The following is a 20,898-nucleotide window of genomic DNA, read 5'->3' as shown; positions in this document are numbered from 1 at the left end:
GGACCGCGTGCGGCGTTGCCGGCCTGGGAGCTGGCGGGGCACTCCGGGTGGCGGGGAGGCTCGTGCGGGTGGCGTCACCTTCCGGCTCCCGGTGAGTCCGGGATCCGTGCCGCCGTCTCCCGCAGGGCCCTGATGGAGGCCTGCGTCGTCGGTGTCGGCGACCGGTTTTGGGACCGTTGCCGGGTGGACCGCGTGCGGCGTTGCCGGCCTGGGAGCTGGCGGGGCACTCCGGGTGGCGGGGAGGCTCGTGCGGGTGGCGTCACCTTCCGGCTCCCGGTGAGCCCGGGATCCGTGCCGCGGCCTCCCGCAGCGCCCTGATGAAGGCCTGCGCCGCGGGTGCCGGCGACCGGCTTCGGACCGTTGCCGCGTAGACCGCGCGCGGCGGGGCGTCTTCGGGGTGCAGCGGAAGCAGGGCGACGTCCGGGCGCACGGACGCGGCGGCCAGTGCCGGGACCAGGGTCACACCCAGGCCCGCGGCGACGTACCCCTGCTTGGCGGTCCACTCGCCGACGACATGGGCGACGCGCGGCCGGAAACCCTGGCGTACGGCCGCGTCGAGGAGCGTGCCCTCGGGCCGCGCGCTGCCGGCGATCCAGTCGGCGTCGGCGAGCCGGGCCAGCCGCACCGGTCCGCCGGCCGCGGCGAGCGGATGACCGGCGGGGACGGCGACGTACAGGGTCTCGTCCAGGAGGTGGTGCAGCGCGTACGACTCCAGCGGGGCGCGGCCCGTCGTGGAGACCACCGCGAGGTCGAGGCGGCCGGCGGTGAGCAGGTCCAGCAGGCCGGGGGAGAGGCCCTCCTCGCGCGCGACCCGGACGCCTGGATGGCGGGCGCGGAAGGCGCTCAGCGCGTGCGGGACGAGCGCCGCGTCGGCCGTCGCGAACGCGCCGAACCGCAGCCGCCCGCCCGCCGCCGCGCGCAGGTCGGCCAGTTCGCGCGCGGCACCCCGCAGCGACGCCGTGACGGCCTCGGCGTACGGGACGAGGGCGAGGCCGGCCTCGGTGAGCCGTACGCCCCGCGGCAGCCGGTCGAAGAGCGGCGCCCCGCCGAGCGCCGACTCCAGCGCGGAGATCTGCCGGGACACCGCGGACTGGGTCCAGCCCAGCGTCCGCGCGGCCACGGTGAACGAGCCGTGCCGGGCGACCTCCAGGAACACGCGCAGCCACACGGTCGACAGGTCCGGCGGCTCGCCCGCGCCGCCCGCCGCCGCGGCGAACGTATGCGAAGTCGGCATGGCTGCAATGCTATTGACTCGCTTGTCGCATCACTCGCGCGCCCCTAGCGTGACCCGCATGAAGATCACCGTCACCAGCCCCGCCGGTGCCCCGCAGCCCGCCAACGGCTACTACTCCCAGGTGGCCCGGGTCGAACAGGCCGACGGCGGCGCGCTGTTGTTCCTCTCGGGACAGATCGCCGAGGGCGCCACGCTGGCGGGGCGTCTTCGAGACGATCGGCGCGCTGCTGGCGTCCCAGGGCGCGAGCCTCGCGGACGTCATCAACATCCGCACCTACCTGACCGACATCTCCCGGCTCGACGAATACGGTGCCGTGCGGCGCGAGTTCCTCACCGGGACCCCGCCGACGAGCATGACGTTCGAGGTGCCCCGGCTGTTCCGGCCGGAGGCCATGGTGGAGATCGAGGTGGTGGCGGCCATCGCCCCCGCGTAGGGCGTCGCGCCTTCAGTCCGCCGGCTCGCCCAGCAGCCGCAGGAAGTCCCGGAACGCACCGGGCATGTCCACCGACTCCGGGTCCAGGAGCCACTGGTACTGCAGCCCGTCCATCACGGCGACCAGCAGCGGTGCGGTGCGCTCCGGCGTCAGGCCGTTGGGCAGCCGGTCGCCGTACTCCGCGCGCAGCACCGTCGTCATGGACTCCCGCACGCGCGCGTACCGCTCGGTGAAGTACCCCCGTGCCGGGTGACCCTCCGTCACGCTCTCGCCGAGCAGCGCCGAGAAGGTCTGGATGATCGCCGGGCGCATCGCGTTGTACTCGACCAGCGAGGCCAGCAGATCCACCCGCCACCGGCTGTCCGGCACCGCGTCCCACCGGTCCCGTTCCTGGAGCACGGCCACCAGCAGGGCGTCCTTGGTGGGGAAGTGGTGCAGCAGGCCCTGCTGGGTCAGCCCCACCCGCTCGGCCACCGCGGCCAGGCTCGCCCCCCGGTAACCGCGCTCGGCGATCACCTCCAGCGCCGCCCCGACGATCTCCGCGCGCCGCGCCTCGCTCCTGACCCTCGCGTTCATGGCGTCACCGTACGACATCCGTGCGTGCCGTTCATAACGTCAATGTAACGAAACCTACCGTCTCACAGGTGCCCGGTGCAGGATGAGGAACGAACCCCCGGGACTCGACGAGGAGGCACCGCCGTGGCGGAGACGGACCGGACGAGCACGGACCAGGCGCGCGAGGCGGCCGTCGAGGGGGCGCTGCGGCGGCTCGACCTCGACGCCAAGACCCGGCTGCTGGCCGGCCAGGACGTGTGGACGCTGCCCGCCCTCCCCGAGATCGGCCTGGACTCCCTGGTGATGTCCGACGGCCCGATCGGCGTCCGGGGCGTGCGCTGGAGCGCCGACGACCCCTCGGTCGCCCTGCCCTCGCCGACCGCGCTCGCCGCCACCTGGGACCCCGAACTCGCCCGGCGAGCGGGCGTGCTGCTCGCCCAGGAGGCCCGCCGCAAGGGCGTGCACGTCCTGCTCGCCCCCACCGTCAACCTGCACCGCTCCCCGCTCGGCGGCCGGCACTTCGAGGCCTACAGCGAGGACCCGTACCTGACGGGGGAGATCGGCACCGGCTACGTCAACGGCGTCCAGTCCGGCGGGATCGGCACCACCGTCAAGCACTTCGTCGCCAACGACGCCGAGACCGACCGCTACACCGTGGACAACCTGGTCTCGGAACGCGCCCTGCGCGAGCTGTACCTGGCCCCCTTCGAGGCGATCGTCGCGAACGCCCGCCCCTGGGGCGTCATGACCGCCTACAACGCGGTCAACGGCACGACCATGACCGAACACCACCGACTCGTGGGCGGCGTCCTGCGCGGCGAGTGGGGCTTCGACGGCGTCAACGTCTCCGACTGGACCGCCGCCCGGGACACCGTGGGGGCCGTCCGCGGCGGTCTGGACGTCGCGATGCCAGGCCCGCGGACCGTGTACGGCGACGCCCTCGCCCGGGCCGTCCGCGACGGCAGGGTCGCCGAGGCCGCCGTGGACGACGCCGTGCGCAACGTCCTGCGGCTCGCCGCCCGCGTCGGCGTCCTGGCCGGCGCCGAACCCGTCGTCACCGAGCCGCCGCGAACCGTCGACGGCGCCGCACTGGCGCGCGAGATCGCCCGCCGCTCCTTCGTCCTCGTCCGCAACGAGAACGCCGCCCTGCCCCTCAGGCCGAACGGCACCGTCGCCCTGATCGGCGCCGCCGCACGGGACGCCCGCGTCCTCGGCGGCGGCTCCGCCACCGTCTTCCCGGCCCGCACCGTCTCCCCGCTCGACGGCCTCACCGCGGCCCTCCCCGACGGCACTCTCGGCTACGCGGTCGGCGCCGACCCCGCCACCGAACTCGCCGTCGCCGGCAAGGGTTTCACCCTGCGGGCGGTCTGCCGCGACGCCGACGGCCGCGTCCTCGGCAGCCGCTCGGCCCCGAGCGGCCTGATCCAGTGGATGGGCTCCGACCTCCCCGACGGCGTCACGCACCAGAGCCTGCACACCGTCGAGCTGACCGGCACCTTCACGCCCCGCGAGTCCGGCCCGCACACCTTCGGGGTCAAGGGCGCGGGCGCCTTCACGCTCACCGTCGACGGCACCACGCACTACGACGGCGTGCAGCGCCCCGGCGAGGACGACGACCCCTTCGAGGCCTTCTTCGCCGCTCCCGTGCCCCGCGCCCGGGCCGAACTCACCGCGGGACGGCCGGTCGAGGTCCGCCTCACCCACGTCGTACAGCTTCCCGACGACATCCCGATGCCGGTCGTCGCCTTCTCCCTCGGCCACGCCGGGCCGCAGCGGGACGCCGGCGAAATGATCGCCGAGGCCGCCGAGGCGGCGCGGGGCGCCGACACGGCCGTCGTCGTGGTCGCCACCACCGACCGGGTCGAGTCCGAGGGCTTCGACCGCACGGACCTGCGCCTGCCCGGCCGGCAGGACGACCTGGTGCGCGCGGTGGCCGCCGCCAACCCGAACACGGTCGTGGTCGTCAACGCCGGCTCCCCGGTCGAGCTGCCCTGGCGCGAGGAGGTAGCCGCCGTCCTGCTGACCTGGTTCCCCGGCCAGGAGGGCGGCGCGGCCCTCGCCGACGTCCTCACCGGCGCCCACGAGCCCGGCGGCCGGCTCCCCACCACCTGGGGCTCCCTCGCCGACGCCCCGGTCACCCAGGTCGTCCCGACCGACGGCGAACTTCCCTACAGCGAGGGCGTGTTCATCGGCTACCGCGCCTGGCAGAAGGCCGGCCGCACCCCCTCGTACCCCTTCGGCCACGGCCTCGGCTACACCGACTGGACATACGAGTCCCTCGCCGCCGACGGCGCCACGGCCCGCGTCCGGCTGCGCAACACCGGTGAGCGGCCAGGCCGCGAGGTCGTCCAGATCTACCTCTCCCCGGCCGAGCCCGACCCCGCACGCCCCGCGCGATGGCTCGCCGGCTTCGCCTCCGTCGAGGCCGCGCCCGGCGAGAGCACCGAGGTGACGGTCGCGCTCCCGCGCCGCGCCTTCGAGATCTGGGACGAGGAGGCGAACGCGTGGGCGTTTGTGAAGGGTTCGTACGAGATCACCGCCGGACGCTCGATCGACGACCGCAGGCTCACCGCGCCGATTAACGTCTGATCCGGGACAAGTCCCCCTCATGCAGCCCCGGTCCGGGACCTGACCCCTGGACCGGGGCTCGTGTCCTACCGGACCGAGAAGCCGTACACCGTCTCCGAGCGGAACACCTCGCCCGGCCGCAGCACGGTGCTCGGGAAGTCCGGGTGGTTCGGGGAGTCCGGGAAGTGCTGGGTCTCCAGGGCGACGCCGGCGCACGGGGTGAACGGTTCCGGCAGGTGGTCGGCGGTGTAGAACTGCAGGCCCGGCTCGGTCGTCGAGACCGTCAGGGTGCGGCCGGACGCCGGGTCGTGGAGTTCGGCGACCTCCTGCGGGGCGGCGGTGACACCCTTGTCCAGGACGAGGTTGTGGTCGTAGCCGGAGCCGGTCTCGCGGGGCTCGCGGAAGTCGAAACGGGTGCCGGCCACGTCCTGGAGGACGCCCGTCGGGATCAGGCCGGCGTCCACCGCCGTGAACCGGCCCGCCGCCACGCGCAGTTCGTGCCCGCCCGCGTGGCCCGCGTCATGGCCGGCCAGGTTGAAGTAGCCGTGGCTGGTGAGGTTGACGACCGTCGGCGCGTCCGTCGTCGCCTCGTAGGCGATCCGCAGGCCACCGGACGCGTCCAGCGCGTATGTCACCGAGACCTCCAGGCGGCCCGGGAAGCCCTCCTCGCCGTGCGGGCTGGTCCGGCTCAGCCGCACCCCGTGCGCGACCGGCTCGGCGTCCCACACCCGCTTGTCGAAGCCGCGGGCGCCGCCGTGCAGGGAGTTCGGGCCGTCGTTCGGCTCCAGGGCGTAGACCGCGCCGTCCAGCGGGAAGCGGGCGCCCGCGATCCGGTTGGCGTACCGGCCGACCAGGGCGCCGAAGTACGGCTCCGGGTGGGCGAGATAGCCGTCCAGGGTGGGGAAGCCGAGGACCACGTCCGCCCGGTGCCCCTGCCGGTCCGGCACCTCCACCGACCGCACGATCCCGCCGTACGTCAGGATCTCCACGCGCGTCCCGGCGCGCTCCAGCGTCCAGCGGTGCACCTCGGTGCCGTCGGGAAGTGTGCCAAAAAGTTCAGGGGTGTGTTCGCTCATGTGGGAAACCATGGGGAAACCCTAGGCGACCGGTGCCCTAGGCACCGGATCCGGCGCCTTGACCGTCTTGTACGCGATCGCCGCCAACCGCGCCTGGCCGTCCGTGCTGGGATGGAACCAGTCCCAGTGGCTCAGCTCGTCGGTGCCGAACTCGAAGTCGTAGACCGCGCCTCCGTCGAAGCGGCAGCGGCGGTCCGTGGCGCAGACGTCCCTGAGCACCTTGTTGTACTCCACCACCCGCTGCTGCACCTGGTCCCGGCGGCGGGCGGCCGCGCTGGTCAGATCGTCCGCGTCGGACAGCATCGACGGGCAGATCCCGAGCTTCCACACCTGCTTGCCCAGCGGACTGGTCCGGCCCTCGGCCCACAGCCGCTTCAGGTTCGGCACGCTCGCCACGTACACCTGCGTCTTCGGCGACTCCTTGCGCAGCGTGCGCAGCGCCTCCTCGAAGTCCGCGCGGAACTCGCTCACCGGGGTCATCGCCGACGCCGAGGCACGGCAGGCGTCGTTCGCGCCGGCCATCACCGTCACCAACGCCGGGCTGTGCGCCGCCGCCTGGGTCATCTGCTCCGGCAGGTCCGCCATCCGGGCGCCGGTCACCGCGTAGTTCCAGCTGTGCTGCGCCGCGCCCGTCACCCCGAGCAGGCGCACCGCCAGGCTGTCCACCTTGGCGTCGCTGCCCGTCGCCCACGACACCTCGGGGCAGTCCGAGAGCACCGTGCACGCGTCGAAGCCGCGGGTGATGGAGTCGCCGACCGCCGCGACCGAGTCCGGGCTGCGGTTCCACACCGGGACGGGCTTGGCGGCGCCCGCCCGGGTGCCGTCCGGCGCGGGCGCGCTGCCGCCGCCGGCGTCGCACCCGGCGACCGCCAGCGCGGCCACCGCCACGGCGGCGAGAGCGGCTCGCCCACGGCTGCTCGGCTTGCGCATCCCCTGCTGATCCCCTCGTCGTCGACGCCCGGAGCCACCCGGTCGTCCTCGTTCGTCGTAGGTACGTCCTCCCATAACAACGTGCGAGGGTTCCCGGCCCGGCGCCCTGGAACGGCGCACCCCCGTACAAGCGTCCCCCTGGGTGAATGGCGGGGGTTTCCTGGCACCCGGAGCGACGGTACGTCACACTCCTTGCGCCGCCGCAAGGTAGCCTCGCCATCAACGCGGCCGTCGCCCCACTGCCGCCAGCCAGACCGCAAGATGTCCCGCTCTGTCCGGAGGTTCCGGTGACGACACGTGGAGTTCTGTACGTGCACTCCGCGCCGCGCGCGCTGTGCCCGCACGTCGAGTGGGCCGTCGCGGGGGTGCTCGGCACACGCGTCAACCTCGACTGGATCCGGCAGCCCGCGGCCCCCGGCACCTGGCGCTCGGAGTTCTCCTGGCAGGGCGAGGCCGGTACGGCGTCCAAGCTCGCCTCGGCCCTGCGCGGCTGGCACCTGCTCCGCTTCGAGGTCACCGCCGAGCCCTGCCCCACCGCGGAGGGCGAGCGCTACAGCTGCACCCCGGACCTCGGCATCTTCCACGCCGTCACCGGCATCCACGGCGACATCCTCATCCCCGAGGACCGCCTGCGGGCCGCCCTGCAGCGCAGCCAGCGGGGTGAGACCGACCTGGAGGCCGAGCTGTCCAAGCTGCTGGGCAAGCCGTGGGACGACGAACTGGAGCCGTTCCGGTACGCGGGCGAGGGCGCGCCGGTGCGCTGGCTGCACCAGGTGGTGTGAGCACCGGCACACAGGCAAGGGCCCCCACCGGCCGGTGGGGGCCCTTCGTCCGCCTTGTCAGACGGTCCGCAACGGTCAGATGGTCCGGAACGCCAGGACCACGTTGTGACCGCCGAAGCCGAACGAGTCGTTCAGCGCGGCGACGCGGCCCTCGGGCAGCTGCCGGGCCTCGTCGCGGACGATGTCCGCGTTGACCTCGGGGTCGACGTTCTCCAGGTTGATCGTCGGCGGGGCCGTACGGTTCACGAGCGCCAGGATCGACGCGACGGTCTCGACACCGCCGGCACCGCCGAGCAGGTGACCCGTCATCGACTTCGTCGCGGAGATCGCCATGTGGTCGACGTCGTCGCCGAACACCTTGCGCAGCGCCTTGATCTCGGCCACGTCGCCCTGCGGCGTCGACGTCGCGTGCGCGTTGACGTGCACGACCTCCGCCGGCTTCAGGTCGGTGTTGTCCAGCAGGTTCTGCAGCGCGTGCGCGATGCCGTTGCCGGACGGCTCCGGCTGCGTGATGTGGTGGGCGTCGGCGGAGATGCCCTGGCCGACCGCCTCGACGTAGATCCGGGCGCCGCGGGCCTTCGCGTGCTCCTCGGACTCCAGGACGATCACACCGGCGCCCTCGCCGAGCACGAAGCCGTCGCGGCCGGCGTCGTAGGGACGCGAGGCGCCCCGCGGGTCGTCGTTGTTCTTGCTCATCGCCATCATGTTGCCGAACGCGGCGATGGGAAGCGGGTGGATGGCGGCCTCGGTACCACCGGCCACGACCACGTCCGCACGCCCGGTGCGGATCATCTCGATCGCGTACCCGATGGCCTCCGCGCCCGAGGCGCAGGCCGAGACCGGGGTGTGCACGCCCGCGCGGGCGCCCAGCTCGATACCGACGTTGGCCGCCGGGGAGTTGGGCATCAGCATCGGCACGGTGTGCGGGGAGACGCGGCGTACGCCCTTCTCCTTGAGGATGTCGTACTGGTCCAGGAGCGTGGTCACACCGCCGATGCCGGAGGCGATGACCGCACCCAGACGGTCGGGGTTCACGGACGCGTCCTCGCCGGCCCTGGCCGTGAAACCCGCGTCCTTCCAGGCCTCCTGAGCGGCGATCAGCGCGAACTGCGCCGAACGGTCCAGCTTGCGGGCCTGCGGCCGGGGGATGATCTCGCCGGGCTCGACGGCGATCTGCGCGGCGATGCGGACCGGCAGCTCGGCCGCCCAGTCCTGCTCCAGGGCACGGACGCCGGACGTACCGGCGACGAGGGCGTCCCAGAACGACGCCGCGTCGCCACCCAGCGGTGTGGTTGCGCCGATACCGGTGACGACCACGGTGCGATTGGTCGGGCTCACGGGAATTCTTTCTCCAAGCGGAAGCGGGAATCTACGGCGAAACACCGCCGGGTGGCGGGGCCTAGCAGCGGGACTGAGGGGTGACTCAGCTCTGGTGCTTGAGGATGTAGTCGGTCGCGTCACCGACGGTCTTGAGGTTCTTGACGTCCTCGTCCGGGATCTTCACGTCGAAGCGCTCCTCGGCGGCGACGACGACCTCGACCATGGACAGCGAGTCGACGTCCAGGTCGTCGGTGAAGGACTTGTCCAGCTGGACGTCCTCAACCGGGATGCCGGCGATCTCGTTCACGATCTCGGCGAGACCCTTGACGATCTCTTCCTGAGTGGCGGCCATGTTGGCGCTCCTTCTTGATGTTCCAGACGGTTTGTGGCAGTTGTCCCCCTGCCGGACCGCGAGATCCGGCACGGAGTGCCTAGGGGAGGGTAACGACCGTGGCGGCGTAGACGAGACCCGCCCCGAATCCGATGACGAGCGCGGTGTCGCCGCTCTTCGCCTCCCCGGTCGCCAGGAGCCGCTCCATCGCGAGCGGGATCGAGGCGGCCGAGGTGTTGCCGGTGGTGCGGACGTCACGGGCGACCGTGACGTGCTCCGGCAGTTTGAGAGTCTTCACCATCGAGTCGATGATCCGCACATTGGCCTGGTGCGGGATGAAGACGTCCAGGTCGTCCGGGCTGATCCCGGCCGCGTCCAGCGCCTGCTGGGCGACCTTCGCCATCTCGAACACGGCCCAGCGGAACACCGCCTGGCCCTCCTGCGTGATCGCGGGGAACTTGACGTTGCCCTCGCTGTCCACGGCGAGTTCGGAGAGGTCGCCGATCCTGAACCGGTCCCACGGGACGGTCTGCTTGATCGTCTCGGCCTTGTCGCCCTCGGAGCCCCACACGGTCGGGCCGATGGCCGGCTCCTGCGAGGGGCCCACGACGACCGCGCCGGCGCCGTCGCCGAACAGGAAGGCCGTGGCCCGGTCCTCCAGGTCGGTCAGGTCGCTCAGCCGCTCCACGCCGATGACGAGCACGTATTCGGCGGAACCTTCCACCACCATGCCCTTGGCGAGCGTCAGACCGTAGCCGAAGCCCGCGCAGCCCGCGGAGATGTCGAACGCGGCGGCCTTGGCGGTGCCCAGCTTGTCGGCGATCTCGGTCGCGATGGCCGGGGTCTGGCTGAAGTGCGAGACGGTCGAGACGACCACGGCACCGATCTGCTCGGCGTCGATGCCGGCGTCCGCGATCGCCTTGCCGGACGCCTCGATGGACATCGCGGCCACCGTCTCGTCGGGGCCGGCCCAGTGCCGGGTCTCGATGCCGGAGCGCGAGCGGATCCACTCGTCGGACGAGTCGATCTTCTCCAGGATCACCTCGTTGGGCACCACCCGGGTCGGCCGGTAGCCGCCGACACCGAGGATGCGCGCATACGGGGCGCCCTTGCTGGGCTTGATCTTCGCCATCTACGGCTCCTTAGGCACCGGCGCCGGCGTGCTCTGCGATGAGCGCGCGGGCCGCGTCGAGGTCGGCGGGGGTCTTCAGGGCCAGCGTCTTGACGCCGGGCAGGGCGCGCTTGGCCAGGCCGGTCAGCGTGCCGCCCGGGCACACCTCGATCAGCGCGGTGACGCCCAGCTCCTGGAACGTCTCCATGCACCGGTCCCAGCGCACGGGGTTGGCGACCTGGCCGACCAGCCGCTCCAGCACCTCGGCACCGCTCGCCACGGCCGCGCCGTCCTTGTTGGAGACGTAGGTGACCTCCGGGTCGGCGGGCGCAAGCTCCGCGGCGGCCTTGGCCAGCGTGTCGACGGCCGGGGCCATGTGGTGGGTGTGGAAGGCGCCGGCGACCTTCAGCGCGACGACCTTGCGGACGCCCTCGGGCTTGTCCTCGGCCAGCGCCGCCAGCTGCTCCAGCGTGCCGGCCGCGACGATCTGGCCCGCGCCGTTGATGTTCGCCGGGGTCAGGCCTAGCTTCTCCAGGTGCGGGAGGGTCACCTCGGGGTCGCCGCCGAGCAGCGCCGACATGCCCGTCTCGGTGATCGTGGCGGCCTCCGCCATCGCCAGACCGCGCCGGCGCACCAGGCCCAGCGCGTCGCTGTCGTCCAGCACGCCCGCGAAGGCGGCGGCGGTGATCTCACCCACGCTGTGGCCCGCGACGGCGCCCGGGCCGATCTCGGCGATGTCACCGAGTGCCGCGCCGGACAGGATCCCGGCGGCGACCAGCAGCGGCTGGGCGACGGCGGTGTCACGGATGGCGTCCGCGTCGGCCTCGGTACCGTAGTGCAACAGGTCCAGGCCGATGGCGTCCGACCAGGCGGCGACGCGGTCCTTGGCGCCGGGCAGTTCGAGCCAGGGAGTCAGGAAGCCGGGCGTCTGGGCGCCCTGGCCGGGAGCGACGAGTACGAGCACTCTCACACTCTCTCTTGGGGACGGCCGGGGCCGCCCGTGGGGACAGGGACGAAGAACACGTAGGGCTTTTGTGGGGCCCCGACAAAACCCTATGTCTGGGGTTCGCCGTCGGCCAGCCGCCCCAGGATGAGCGCGATCCGCAGCGTGAAGGCGGATCGTACATCCGAAGGCGACCAGCCGGTGACGTCAGTCACACGTCGGAGCCGGTAGCGCACGGTGTTCGGGTGAACGAAGAGCATCCGAGCCGCGCCTTCGAGGCTGCTCGCCTGCTCCAGGTAGACACTCAAGGTTTCCAGGAGCGCCGAGCCCGCTTCCTCCAACGGTCTGTAGATCTCCTCCACCAACTGCTCGCGGGCGCCCGGATCGCCCGCGATGGCCCGCTCCGGCAGGAGATCGTCCGCCAGCACCGGCCGCGGCGCGTCCTGCCAGGCGGAACAGGCCTTGAGCCCCGCGGCGGCGGCCTGCGCGGACCGGGTGGCGGCCAGCAGATCCGGCACGACGGGCCCGGCGACCACCGGCCCGGCGGCGTACGGCCCGATCAGCGACTTGGCGACGGCGAGCGGGTTGTCGCTGCCTCCGGCGATGACGACGAGCCGGTCCCCGAGGACCCCGGTGAGCACCTGGAGCTTGGCGTGCCGGGCGGCTCGCCGGATGGCCTCGACGGTCAGTTCGCTGTCGCCGTCGGGTGCGGTGCCGAGGACGACACACACGTGCTCGGGCGAGTTCCAGCCGAGCGCGGCGGCCCGGCTGACGGCGCCCTCGTCGGCCTCTCCGCTGAGGACCGCGTTGACGACCAGCGACTCCAGCCGCGCGTCCCAGGCACCGCGTGCCTCGGCGGCCTGGGCGTACACCTGGGCGGTCGCGAAGGCGATCTCCCGGGCGTACACGAGCAGCGCCTCGCGCAGCACGCTCTCGTCCCCCGGAGCCGCCACCTCGTCGATGGCGGACTCCATGACCTCGATGGTGGTGCGCACCATCTCCACGGTCTGGCGCAGCGTGATGGCCCGGGTCAGCTCGCGCGGCGCGGTGCCGAAGACGTCGGTGGAGATGGCCTGCGGGGCGTCCGGGTGCCGGAACCACTCGGTGAAGGCGGCGATGCCCGCCTGGGCCACGAGCCCGATCCAGGAACGGTTCTCCGGGGGCATGGCCCGGTACCACGGCAGGGTCTCGTCCATCCGCGCGATGGCCTGCGCGGCGAGGGACCCGGAGGACTTCTCCAGCCGCTTCAGGGTCGCCGCGTGCGGGTGGCCGTCGCGGGAGCGGGGGCCGGGACGGGAATCTGCGTGGGGGTCGCGCTTGCGGGCTTCGGGTTGGGGCACGGGGACAAGACTGCCTTATCCGGACGACACCGTGCGCCGCCGGGGCTGTGCTCGACGGCACCTCGCCCGCGGGCGAGGGCCTGTCCGGCGGATCAGGTCGCAGGAAATCGGCGGCTTCTGACAGGCCCCCGCGTCCGCGGCAGGATCCGCCGGACAGGCCCTCGCCGCCCGGCAGGGCTACGGTGGGGCCCGTGATGGAGGTACGGCGCGCCGCCGAGCGCTTTCGCGGAGGGGACCCGGAGGCCGGGATCGACTCCTGGCACGCCTTCTCCTTCGGTCCGCACTACGACCCGGACAACCTGCGCTTCGGCGCGGTGATCGCCTGCAACGAGGAGCACCTGGCGCCCGGCGCCGGCTTCGACGAACACCCGCACAGCCACACCGAGATCGTCACCTGGGTGATCGAGGGCGAGCTGACCCACCGCGACTCCACGGGCCGTGAGACCACGGTCCGCCCGGGCGACGTCCAGCACCTCAGCGCGGCGGCGGGCGTCCGCCACGTGGAACGCAACGACGGCGCCGCCCCGCTGGCCTTCCTGCAGATGTGGCTGGCCCCGTCGGCCCCCGGCGGCGAGCCGTCGTACACCGTCGTCCCGGGCATCGCCGACTCCACTCCGTACGCCCTGACGACCGCCGCCGCGATGCTCCACGTCCGCCGCCTGGCCCCCGGCGAGCGCACGGCCGTCCCGGACGGGGCGTACGTCTACGCCCATGTGGTCCGGGGTGACATCCGGCTGGCCGGCGAGGAGTTGGGGCCGGGGGACGCGGTGCGGATCACCGACGCGGACGGACTGGAGGCGGTGGCGGCCACGCCGGCGGAGCTGCTGATGTGGGAGATGGCGGGCCAGGAGCGGCAGGGGTGATTCAGCCCCGCAGCTCGGCCAGCACCGCGTCCGTGAACGCCGGCCACGCCTCGATCGCCCAGGGGCCGAAGGCGCGGTCGGCCAGCGCGGCGCACGCCACCCCCGCGTCCGGGTCGAGCCACAGGAACGTACCGGCCTGACCGAAGTGGCCGAAGGTCCGCGGGGAGGACGAACTCCCGGTCCAGTGCGGCGACTTGGCGTCACGGATCTCGAAGCCGAGGCCCCAGTCGTTCGGGTTCTGGTGGCCGTAGCCCGGCAGGACGCCCTTCGTGCCCGGGTACTGCACGGTCATCGCCGCCGCCACCGTCCGCGGATCCAGCAGCCGGGGCGCCTGCACCTCCGCCGCGAAGCGGAGCAGGTCCGAGACGCTCGACACACCGTCCTTGGCCGGTGAGCCGTCCAGCGACGTCGCCGTCATGCCCAGCGGCTCCAGCACCGCCTGCCGCAGGTACTCGGCGAACGGGATGTCCGTCGCCTTGGCGATGTGGTCCCCGAGCTGCTCGAAACCGGCGTTGGAGTACAGCCGCCGCTCCCCGGGCGCGGCCGTCACCCGGTGCTCGTCGAAGGCCAGCCCGGAGGTGTGGGCGAGGAGGTGGCGGACGGTCGCGCCGGGCGGCCCGGCCGGCTCGTCCAGATCGATCGCGCCTTCCTCGTACGCCACGAGCGCCGCGTAGGCCGCCAGCGGCTTGGTGACCGAGGCGAGCGGAAAACGGTGCCCGACGGGACCGTGCGTCCCGAGGACGGTCCCGTCGGCGCGTACGACGCCCGCCGCGGCGGTGGGCACGGGCCAGTTCTCGATCGAGGCGAGGGTCTTCAACGACATGGGGCCGAGCCTATGCGGCTCACAGCCGCAGCCGCATCGACGGGTCCGGGTCACGCGTGAAGCCCAGGGAGGCGTACAGCGGTTCGGCCTCCGGGGAGGCGTTGAGGAGCACGTGCCCGGCGCCGCGTTCGCGGAACCAGGCCAGCAGCTCCTCCATGCACGCGCGCGCGTACCCGCGCCGCCGGGCGTCCGGGTCGCTCGCCACGCTGAAGACGTGCCCGACCCGCCCGTGCGGATTGCCGGCCTTGCCGATGCGGTACTCCAGCGTCCCGACCACCAGCGCGGCCAGCGCCCCCGGCCGGTCGGGATGGTCCACGACGAAGGCCGCGAAGTCCCCGTCCTCGTCGGCGAGCCGCGCGCGCAGCGTCGGCAGGGACTCGGCGTGCCAGTCGGTCGAACGGTCGCTCCCCGTGATCGGCAGCGCGTCGATCATGACCTGGCGCAGTCGCAGCACTTCCACGGCGTCCTCGGGCACGGCCCGGCGTACAAGACTCATGCGTCGCACGGTAACCACCCGCCCCGGCGTGCGTCCCGCGTATTTCTTACCGGGTTCCGCTTGCTTCGAGTCCACTCCAAGGCCATAGCGTGGGGCCATGACGGTGATGCAGACCACGCCCGCGGACACCGCGCGCACGAGCCCCGCCGACATCTGTTCCGCCCCGCCCAGACGCCATCCGCGCCCCGACGGCCAGGACCGCTACACGATCAGCGAGGTCGTCGCGTTCACCGGCCTGACCGCGCACACCCTGCGCTGGTACGAGCGGATCGGACTGATGCCGCACGTCGACCGCTCCCACACCGGCCAGCGCCGCTACACCAACCGCGACCTGGACTGGCTGGACTTCGTGACCAAGCTGCGGCTGACGGGCATGCCGGTGGCGGACATGGTCCGCTACGCCGAGCTGGTGCGCGAGGGCGAGGGCACGTACGCGGAGCGCAAGGAGCTGCTGGAGTCGACCCGCAGGGACGTCCTGACCCGCATCGCCGAACTGCACGACACCCTGTCCGTCCTGGACAAGAAGATCAGCTTCTACGCCTCGGGGCGGTGACGCCAGGGGCTACAGCTCGGCCAGCAGCTCGGCCTTCTTGGAGGAGAACTCCTCGTCGGTGACGAGGCCGGCCTGGTGCAGCTCCCCGAGATGCCGGATCCGCTCGGCGATGTCCGCGGGATCCCGCCGGGCCGGGGCCGGTACCACGGGTACCGGCCCCCGCGCGCGTACGGCGGCCAGGACCGCGGCGGCGAACGGCAGCGACTCGTGCACCGGCCCGTATCCCAGCCCGAAGACCACGGCCGCCGGATCCTGGTCGGGCTGCGGGACCGCGGCCCCCGGGTCCGCCGAGCGCCGTATCAGCCGCAGATGCCCCTCGAAGACCTCCGGTGAGCGCCACTGCACCCCGCCGAGGTCGGTGACCGCGAAGCTCTGGTCGCCCGCCTTCCACTTCGCCGAGGACGCGCCCGTCCAGGACCAGCGGAACTGCACGGACGTCCCGTCGAAGGACGCCTTGGCGTCGTAGGCCTTGAAGTGCAGCGGTGCCTCGGGCGCGGCCACCAGGTGGCGGTCGGTGGGCCCGGACCCGGTGAGCAGGCCCTTCAGCTCGTCCGCGTAGTACTCGGCGAGCGTCTCCCGCTCGGCCGGCACCACCAGCCGGTACGGATCGGAGCCCTCCTTGAGCTGCCCGTCGGCAGCCTCCAGCAGCGGATCGGCGCCGGCGCGCGGCAGCAGCCGCAGGACGACCGTGCCGCGCTTGCCCGGAGCCAGGCTCACGCCCTCCACCGCGGACAGCGGGACGCGCCGTTCGCCGAGCGCCTGGAACAGCTTCGGTGTTCGAATCCCCCGTTCGTAACGGATGAGCACGGAGTCGGACTCGAACTCCCAGACGGCATGAAAACCCGCCAGTACGTCACCCATGCGGCTCATCGTATGCGGCACGTGCTCCTCCGTCGCCACCCGCGCAGACCGCACTTCCTGCTGTTTCTACGCGCGTCCGGCTGTCATGGTGTCGGACACACCGGCCCGGCACGTGTCGTTCTCACGGGCGCACGTCACCGCGTCATATGCGCCGACGCCGACGTCGGCGAGGTTGCGCAGACTGTCCGTGCCCGGCTGGAAGTAGCCGGCGTGTCCCTGGGCGTCCCGGGCCGACAGCACCCGCGCGCCGAACGCCGGGGACACCGGATCCGCGCCGTGCCCGAGCCCGCCCAGCTCCAGGTACGGCACGTCCTGGATCCAGTCGGTGGCGTCCCGCATCGCCCACACCCGGGCGCCGGTGCGCAGGTGGGCGGCCCCGGACACGCGCATGCCGGGGCTCGCGGCCACCGCTATGTCGGACACCCGGCGGGGCATGTCGGGCGCGGCGACACCGCAGACCACCGAGCCGTAGCTGTGGCAGATCGTCGCCACCGGGGCCGTGCCGGGCAGGGCGGCCAGCAGGGCGTTGAGCCGTACGGCCCCCTCCGCCGCGCGCAGGCCGGTGGCCGCGTCGACACCGAGCCCGTCGGGCGAGGTGTAGTCGGCCCAGGCGATCACCGCCGTCCGCGTGCCGGGGCTCGCCGTGCGCTCCGCCGCGTACAGCGCCGTGGCCATGCCGACCGGGGCGGTGTACGGACGGCCGGTCTTCTGGAAGGTCAGCAGGTCGGTGTCGACGCCGGGGACGACGACGGAGATCCGCTCGGCCGTGTCCAGGTCCCCGAACACCTCGGAGATCCGGCCCGAGCCCTCGGGGTCGAAGGACAGGATCTGCCGGCCGGGGGTCAGCAGCGACTCGTAGCGGTGCATGCGGCGGCCCGCGTCCTGGTGCCCGGCCGCGCTGAGCCGGCTGTCGTGCATGCGCTTCTTCTCGACCTCCCGGGCCTGCTCCAGCGCGACGCGGTTGGCGCTGTAGCGCACGGTGACCGGGGCGCCGTTCATGTTGCCGACCGCGAGCGGGTAGCGGTGGATCAGGCGGCCCCGGTCCGCGGCGGAGAGGGAGTCGAAGAAACGGGTGAGCCGCGCCGGGTCGGTCGCGGGGTCCGGCAGGCGGTGGCCGTCGAGGTGGCCGTGCTCCCACTGGGTGAGCGAGGCCTGAAGCGCCGTCGACACCCGGTGACTGCGCAAGGCGGTCCAGCCGGTGGTCGCGAGCATCACGAACACGACGGCCAGCGCCAGCAGTGCGCGCCAGACGTTCAGTTGCGGAGAGGTGTCGAAGGAAGTCACTGGGAGGACACACTAGGAGAACAGGACGGTCTCGGGGTAACCGAGTGACCGTTATCACGTTTCGTCAAAGATCGAACGCCCCGTCAGCGATCTCAGCCCGCACGCCAGTTCCCGGTGAGCGCCGGACCCACCTGATCGAGGTAGGACGCGGTGAGTTGACGGATCGAATCCAGACTGAAGTCCCCGCCCGTGCACCACTGCCGCTCCGTGACCCTTATCACCCCGCCGAACACGGCCACCGCGAGCCGGGGGCGCGGGTCGGTGTCCGGGTCGACGCCCTCGCGCTCGGCCAGCAGCCGCGCGATCGTCTCCTCGTTCGCGGCCGCGCGGCGCAGATGGGCGGCGAGCAGCGCGGGCGTCGACTCGATCGTGCGGTACATGCGCAGGTACAGCTCCACCGGCACCGCCGACTCGACGGTCTCGCGGATCGCGTCCCAGCCCTCCAGCACCGCCTGGCGCAGCGCCTCCATCGGGGACTCGTGCGCGGGCCGGGCCCGTACGCACGCCACGAAGTGCCGCGTGGTCATGTCCTGCACCGCGAAGGCGACGTCCTCCTTGCCGGCGAAGTACCGGAAGAAGGTGCGCTGCGAGACGCCGACGGCCTCGGCGATCTCGTCGACGGTCGTGTGCTCGTACCCCCGGTCCGTGAACAGTTCGAGGGCGGCTCGGAGCAGGGACTCCCGGGTGTGCTGCTTCTTGCGTTCGCGCAGTGTTACCACACGTGTCAGTAACTGCCATGTGAAATCATTTGTCAATTGTCAGTGGCTGTCACTAGCCTCGAACACATGACTAGTCAGACCATCGACGCCTCGGGGCCGGGGGACGGGGCACCGGCGGCCCCGCTGGAGGCGGGCCCGCCCACGGGGCTGCGCGGCCACCCGTGGCTCACTCTCATCACCGTCGCCGTAGGGGTCATGATGGTGGCCCTCGACGGCACCATCGTGGCCATCGCCAACCCGGCCATCGCCAAGGACCTGGGCGCGAGCTTCGCCGACGTCCAGTGGATCACCAACGCCTACTTCCTCGCCCTCGCGGTCTCCCTGATCACCGCGGGCAAGCTGGGCGACCGCTTCGGCCACCGGCAGACGTTCCTGATCGGGGTCACCGGCTTCGCCACCGCCTCCGGCGCCATCGGGCTGTCGAACAGCATCGCCGCGGTGGTCACCTTCCGCGTCCTGCAGGGCCTGTTCGGCGCGCTGCTGATGCCGGCCGCGCTCGGCCTGCTGCGGGCGACCTTCCCGGCCGAGAAGCTCAACATGGCGATCGGCATCTGGGGCATGGTGATCGGCGCGTCCACCGCGGGCGGCCCGATCCTGGGCGGCCTGCTCGTGCAGCACGTCAACTGGCAGTCGGTGTTCTTCATCAACGTGCCGGTCGGCCTCATCGCCCTGACCCTCGGCCTGCTGATCCTGCGCGACCACCGCGCCGAGAACGCGCCGCGCTCCTTCGACATCCTCGGCATAGCCCTGCTGTCCGGCGCGATGTTCTGCCTGGTCTGGGCGCTCATCAAGGCCCCGGCCTGGGGCTGGGGCGACGGCAGGACGTGGTCGTTCATCGTCGCGTCGGTGGCGGGCTTCGCCCTCTTCTCCTTCTGGGAGACGAGGGTGCGCGAACCGCTGATCCCGCTGGCCCTGTTCCGCTCGCTCCCGCTGTCCGCCGGCGTGGTCCTGATGGTCCTCATGGCCATCGCCTTCATGGGCGGCCTGTTCTTCGTCACCTTCTACCTGCAGAACGTGCACGGCATGACCCCGGTGAACGCGGGCCTGCACCTGCTGCCCCTGACCGGCATGATGATCGTCGGCTCCCCGCTGGCGGGCGCGGCGATCACCAAGCTCGGCCCCCGGATCCCGCTGGCCGGCGGCATGGCGGTCACGACGATCGCGATGTACGGCATGTCCACCCTCAAGGCGGGCACCGGCAGCGGCCTCATGTCGGTCTGGTTCGCCCTGCTGGGCCTCGGCCTCGCACCGGTCATGGTGGGCGCCACGGAGGTCATCGTCGGCAACGCGCCCATGGAGCTGTCCGGTGTCGCCGGCGGTCTCCAGCAGGCCGCGATGCAGATCGGCGGCAGCCTCGGTACGGCCGTGCTGGGCGCCGTGATGGCCTCCAAGGTCGACAACTCGCTGGCGGGCAACTGGAAGGCCGCGGGCCTGCCGCAGCTCACCCCGGCCCAGCAGGGGATGGCCTCGCAGGCGGTGCAGCAGGGGGTCGCCCCGGTGCCGAAGGGCGCGTCGGCGCCGGTCGCCGCGAAGATCACCGAGGTCGCGCACCACACGTTCATCTCCGGAATGAGCCTCGCCTCCCTGGTCGCGGCGGGCGTGGCGGCGGCCGCCGTCTTCGTCGCGCTGCTCACCAAGCGCGGCGCGAACGCCGAGGCCGGCGCGGGCGTGGGCCACATCTGAGCGGCTGGTACGGGGGCGGCCGGGGCGGAGTTCCCCTATCAGGGTGACTCCGCTCGGCAGCCCTCGCACCGGGCACCTGCCGCGCGTCACAGTGGGTCAAGTCCTCCGCAGGACATGGGAGGACGGCCTGGCCACGGCGCGCGCTGCGGAGGGGGCAGTGCGCGCTGGTGCCGGCCGGCGGCCCGGCCGGGCGGCTACCGGGGCGGGGCCGCGGCCTCGCTGCCGACCGAGGGTGCGTGGTGGCCGGAGGCAGCCCTGGGGGCGTGCACCCCCGCCAGCCTTGCGACTTCCGCCCGCAACAGCCGTACCTCCTCCGCCAGAGAGGCGATCGCCTCCGTCTGTCGGCGTTCCTCCGCCTCGTCCTTCTCGAAGCGGGCGATGAACCACGCGGTGATGTTCGCGGTGACGACACCCAGCAGCGTGATTCCGGACAGCATCAGGCCGACGGCGATGAGGCGGCCCATGCCGGTCGTCGGGGCGTGGTCGCCGTAGCCGACCGTCGTCATCGTCGTGAAGGACCACCAGACCGCGTCGCCCAGCGTCCGGATGTTCCCGCGCGGCGCGTTCCGCTCGACGGACAGGACGGCCAGCGAGCCGAACATCAGCACCCCGACCAGCGCCCCGCCGACGTACGTCGTGAGCCGGATCTGGGACGCCATGCGCGCCCGCCGCCCCACGAGCAGCAGAGTCGACACCATCCGCAGCAGCCGCAGGGGCTGGAGCAGCGGCAGCACCACCGCGCACAGGTCTATCCAGTGCGTCCGGACGAACCGCCGGCGCTGCCGGGCGAGCGCCAGTCGCATCAGGTAGTCCACCGCGAACAGTCCCCACACCGCCCACTCCGTGGCGGTGCACACCAGCGTCAGCGAGGGGCTCGGGGGACTGTCCACGATCGGCAGGGCATAGGCGACGGCGAACACCACCGCCAGCGCCAGCAAGGGCCGTTGGGTGTGCCGCTCCCAACGCGCCTTCGCCGACTGTCCGTTCATACC

21 protein-coding genes are annotated in these 20,898 nt (G+C 72.6%); 6 read left to right on the top strand and 15 right to left on the bottom strand.

Features of this window, described 5'->3' with window-relative positions:
* Window positions 1–259: 259 nt before the first annotated feature.
* Window positions 260–1,234, bottom strand: coding sequence for a LysR family transcriptional regulator (locus ACZ60X_RS03165; RefSeq protein WP_469592622.1), 975 nt, complete (start codon window positions 1,232–1,234; stop codon window positions 260–262).
* Window positions 1,235–1,320: 86 nt separating this feature from the next.
* On the opposite strand from ACZ60X_RS03165, the gene ACZ60X_RS03160 reads away from it, so the two are divergent.
* Complete coding sequence (locus ACZ60X_RS03160) at window positions 1,321–1,668, top strand: RidA family protein (RefSeq protein ID WP_469592620.1); 348 nt, start codon at window positions 1,321–1,323, stop codon at window positions 1,666–1,668.
* Window positions 1,669–1,680: 12 nt separating this feature from the next.
* On the opposite strand, the gene ACZ60X_RS03155 is transcribed toward ACZ60X_RS03160, so the two are convergent.
* Window positions 1,681–2,262 carry a TetR/AcrR family transcriptional regulator gene (locus tag ACZ60X_RS03155; protein ID WP_469592618.1) on the bottom strand — a complete coding sequence of 194 codons (582 nt, stop codon included), beginning with the start codon at window positions 2,260–2,262 and terminating at the stop codon, window positions 1,681–1,683.
* A 105-nt stretch (window positions 2,263–2,367) separates the two neighbouring features.
* Here ACZ60X_RS03155 and ACZ60X_RS03150 point away from each other — a divergent pair, with 105 nt between their 5' ends.
* On the top strand, window positions 2,368–4,812 hold the full coding sequence (locus ACZ60X_RS03150) for a beta-glucosidase H (protein WP_469592615.1): 2,445 nt from the start codon (window positions 2,368–2,370) through the stop codon (window positions 4,810–4,812).
* Between the two features lie 65 nt (window positions 4,813–4,877).
* Here the strand turns inward: ACZ60X_RS03150 and ACZ60X_RS03145 are convergent, their stop codons facing one another.
* Together ACZ60X_RS03145 and ACZ60X_RS03140 are read right to left on the bottom strand one after the other, a co-directional pair.
* Complete coding sequence (locus ACZ60X_RS03145) at window positions 4,878–5,867, bottom strand: aldose epimerase family protein (RefSeq protein ID WP_469592613.1); 990 nt, start codon at window positions 5,865–5,867, stop codon at window positions 4,878–4,880.
* Between the two features lie 21 nt (window positions 5,868–5,888).
* On the bottom strand, window positions 5,889–6,797 hold the full coding sequence (locus ACZ60X_RS03140) for an SGNH/GDSL hydrolase family protein (RefSeq protein ID WP_469592611.1): 909 nt from the start codon (window positions 6,795–6,797) through the stop codon (window positions 5,889–5,891).
* Window positions 6,798–7,084: 287 nt separating this feature from the next.
* Between ACZ60X_RS03140 and ACZ60X_RS03135 the strand changes: the two genes are divergently transcribed.
* Window positions 7,085–7,579, top strand: a complete 495-nt coding sequence (locus tag ACZ60X_RS03135; RefSeq protein WP_071370394.1) for a DUF3145 domain-containing protein — start codon at window positions 7,085–7,087, stop codon at window positions 7,577–7,579.
* 75 nt (window positions 7,580–7,654) lie between these two features.
* Here ACZ60X_RS03135 and fabF read toward each other — a convergent pair whose 3' ends face one another.
* The 5 genes from fabF to ACZ60X_RS03110 all read right to left on the bottom strand — a co-directional run bounded on the left by fabF (window position 7,655) and on the right by ACZ60X_RS03110 (window position 12,624).
* Window positions 7,655–8,917: a beta-ketoacyl-ACP synthase II gene (gene fabF, locus ACZ60X_RS03130; protein WP_469592609.1), complete on the bottom strand. Its 1,263-nt coding sequence runs from the start codon at window positions 8,915–8,917 to the stop codon at window positions 7,655–7,657.
* Window positions 8,918–9,002: 85 nt separating this feature from the next.
* Window positions 9,003–9,251 (bottom strand): acyl carrier protein, encoded by a 249-nt coding sequence (locus ACZ60X_RS03125; protein ID WP_469592607.1) that lies wholly within the window; start codon window positions 9,249–9,251, stop codon window positions 9,003–9,005.
* A 79-nt stretch (window positions 9,252–9,330) separates the two neighbouring features.
* Entirely contained in the window at window positions 9,331–10,362 is a 1,032-nt protein-coding gene (locus tag ACZ60X_RS03120) for a beta-ketoacyl-ACP synthase 3 (protein WP_469592605.1), read from the bottom strand.
* Window positions 10,363–10,372: 10 nt separating this feature from the next.
* Window positions 10,373–11,305 carry an ACP S-malonyltransferase gene (locus ACZ60X_RS03115; protein WP_469592603.1) on the bottom strand — a complete coding sequence of 311 codons (933 nt, stop codon included), beginning with the start codon at window positions 11,303–11,305 and terminating at the stop codon, window positions 10,373–10,375.
* 89 nt (window positions 11,306–11,394) lie between these two features.
* The gene (locus tag ACZ60X_RS03110) at window positions 11,395–12,624 is read right to left on the bottom strand and encodes a PucR family transcriptional regulator (RefSeq protein WP_469592601.1); all 1,230 of its coding nucleotides are present in this window, start codon (window positions 12,622–12,624) and stop codon (window positions 11,395–11,397) included.
* A gap of 194 nt (window positions 12,625–12,818) precedes the next feature.
* On the opposite strand from ACZ60X_RS03110, the gene ACZ60X_RS03105 reads away from it, so the two are divergent.
* The gene (locus tag ACZ60X_RS03105) at window positions 12,819–13,487 is read left to right on the top strand and encodes a pirin family protein (RefSeq protein WP_469593008.1); all 669 of its coding nucleotides are present in this window, start codon (window positions 12,819–12,821) and stop codon (window positions 13,485–13,487) included.
* 1 nt (window position 13,488) lies between these two features.
* Here the strand turns inward: ACZ60X_RS03105 and ACZ60X_RS03100 are convergent, their stop codons facing one another.
* Together ACZ60X_RS03100 and ACZ60X_RS03095 are read right to left on the bottom strand one after the other, a co-directional pair.
* Window positions 13,489–14,310 carry a serine hydrolase domain-containing protein gene (locus ACZ60X_RS03100; RefSeq protein WP_469592599.1) on the bottom strand — a complete coding sequence of 274 codons (822 nt, stop codon included), beginning with the start codon at window positions 14,308–14,310 and terminating at the stop codon, window positions 13,489–13,491.
* Window positions 14,311–14,329: 19 nt separating this feature from the next.
* Window positions 14,330–14,806 carry a GNAT family N-acetyltransferase gene (locus ACZ60X_RS03095; protein WP_469592597.1) on the bottom strand — a complete coding sequence of 159 codons (477 nt, stop codon included), beginning with the start codon at window positions 14,804–14,806 and terminating at the stop codon, window positions 14,330–14,332.
* Between the two features lie 97 nt (window positions 14,807–14,903).
* Between ACZ60X_RS03095 and ACZ60X_RS03090 the strand changes: the two genes are divergently transcribed.
* Window positions 14,904–15,359, top strand: coding sequence for a MerR family transcriptional regulator (locus ACZ60X_RS03090; protein ID WP_469592595.1), 456 nt, complete (start codon window positions 14,904–14,906; stop codon window positions 15,357–15,359).
* 9 nt (window positions 15,360–15,368) lie between these two features.
* Here ACZ60X_RS03090 and ACZ60X_RS03085 read toward each other — a convergent pair whose 3' ends face one another.
* From ACZ60X_RS03085 to ACZ60X_RS03075, 3 genes are all read right to left on the bottom strand, one after another.
* Window positions 15,369–16,220, bottom strand: coding sequence for a DUF4429 domain-containing protein (locus tag ACZ60X_RS03085; RefSeq protein ID WP_469592593.1), 852 nt, complete (start codon window positions 16,218–16,220; stop codon window positions 15,369–15,371).
* Between the two features lie 66 nt (window positions 16,221–16,286).
* The gene (locus ACZ60X_RS03080) at window positions 16,287–17,504 is read right to left on the bottom strand and encodes an alpha/beta hydrolase (protein ID WP_469592591.1); all 1,218 of its coding nucleotides are present in this window, start codon (window positions 17,502–17,504) and stop codon (window positions 16,287–16,289) included.
* A 92-nt stretch (window positions 17,505–17,596) separates the two neighbouring features.
* Window positions 17,597–18,223, bottom strand: a complete 627-nt coding sequence (locus ACZ60X_RS03075) for a TetR family transcriptional regulator (protein ID WP_469592588.1) — start codon at window positions 18,221–18,223, stop codon at window positions 17,597–17,599.
* Window positions 18,224–18,418: 195 nt separating this feature from the next.
* Here ACZ60X_RS03075 and ACZ60X_RS03070 point away from each other — a divergent pair, with 195 nt between their 5' ends.
* A complete protein-coding gene (locus tag ACZ60X_RS03070) occupies window positions 18,419–19,906 on the top strand; it encodes a DHA2 family efflux MFS transporter permease subunit (protein ID WP_469593006.1) in 1,488 nt (495 codons plus the stop codon).
* Between the two features lie 194 nt (window positions 19,907–20,100).
* Here the strand turns inward: ACZ60X_RS03070 and ACZ60X_RS03065 are convergent, their stop codons facing one another.
* Entirely contained in the window at window positions 20,101–20,895 is a 795-nt protein-coding gene (locus ACZ60X_RS03065; RefSeq protein ID WP_469592586.1) for a potassium channel family protein, read from the bottom strand.
* Between the last annotated feature and the right edge of the window lie 3 nt (window positions 20,896–20,898).

The organism is Streptomyces sp. NPDC104106, from assembly GCF_055584345.1.
Note: the sequence above shows the minus strand (reverse complement) of the source record. Positions and strands in the feature narration are given on the sequence as shown.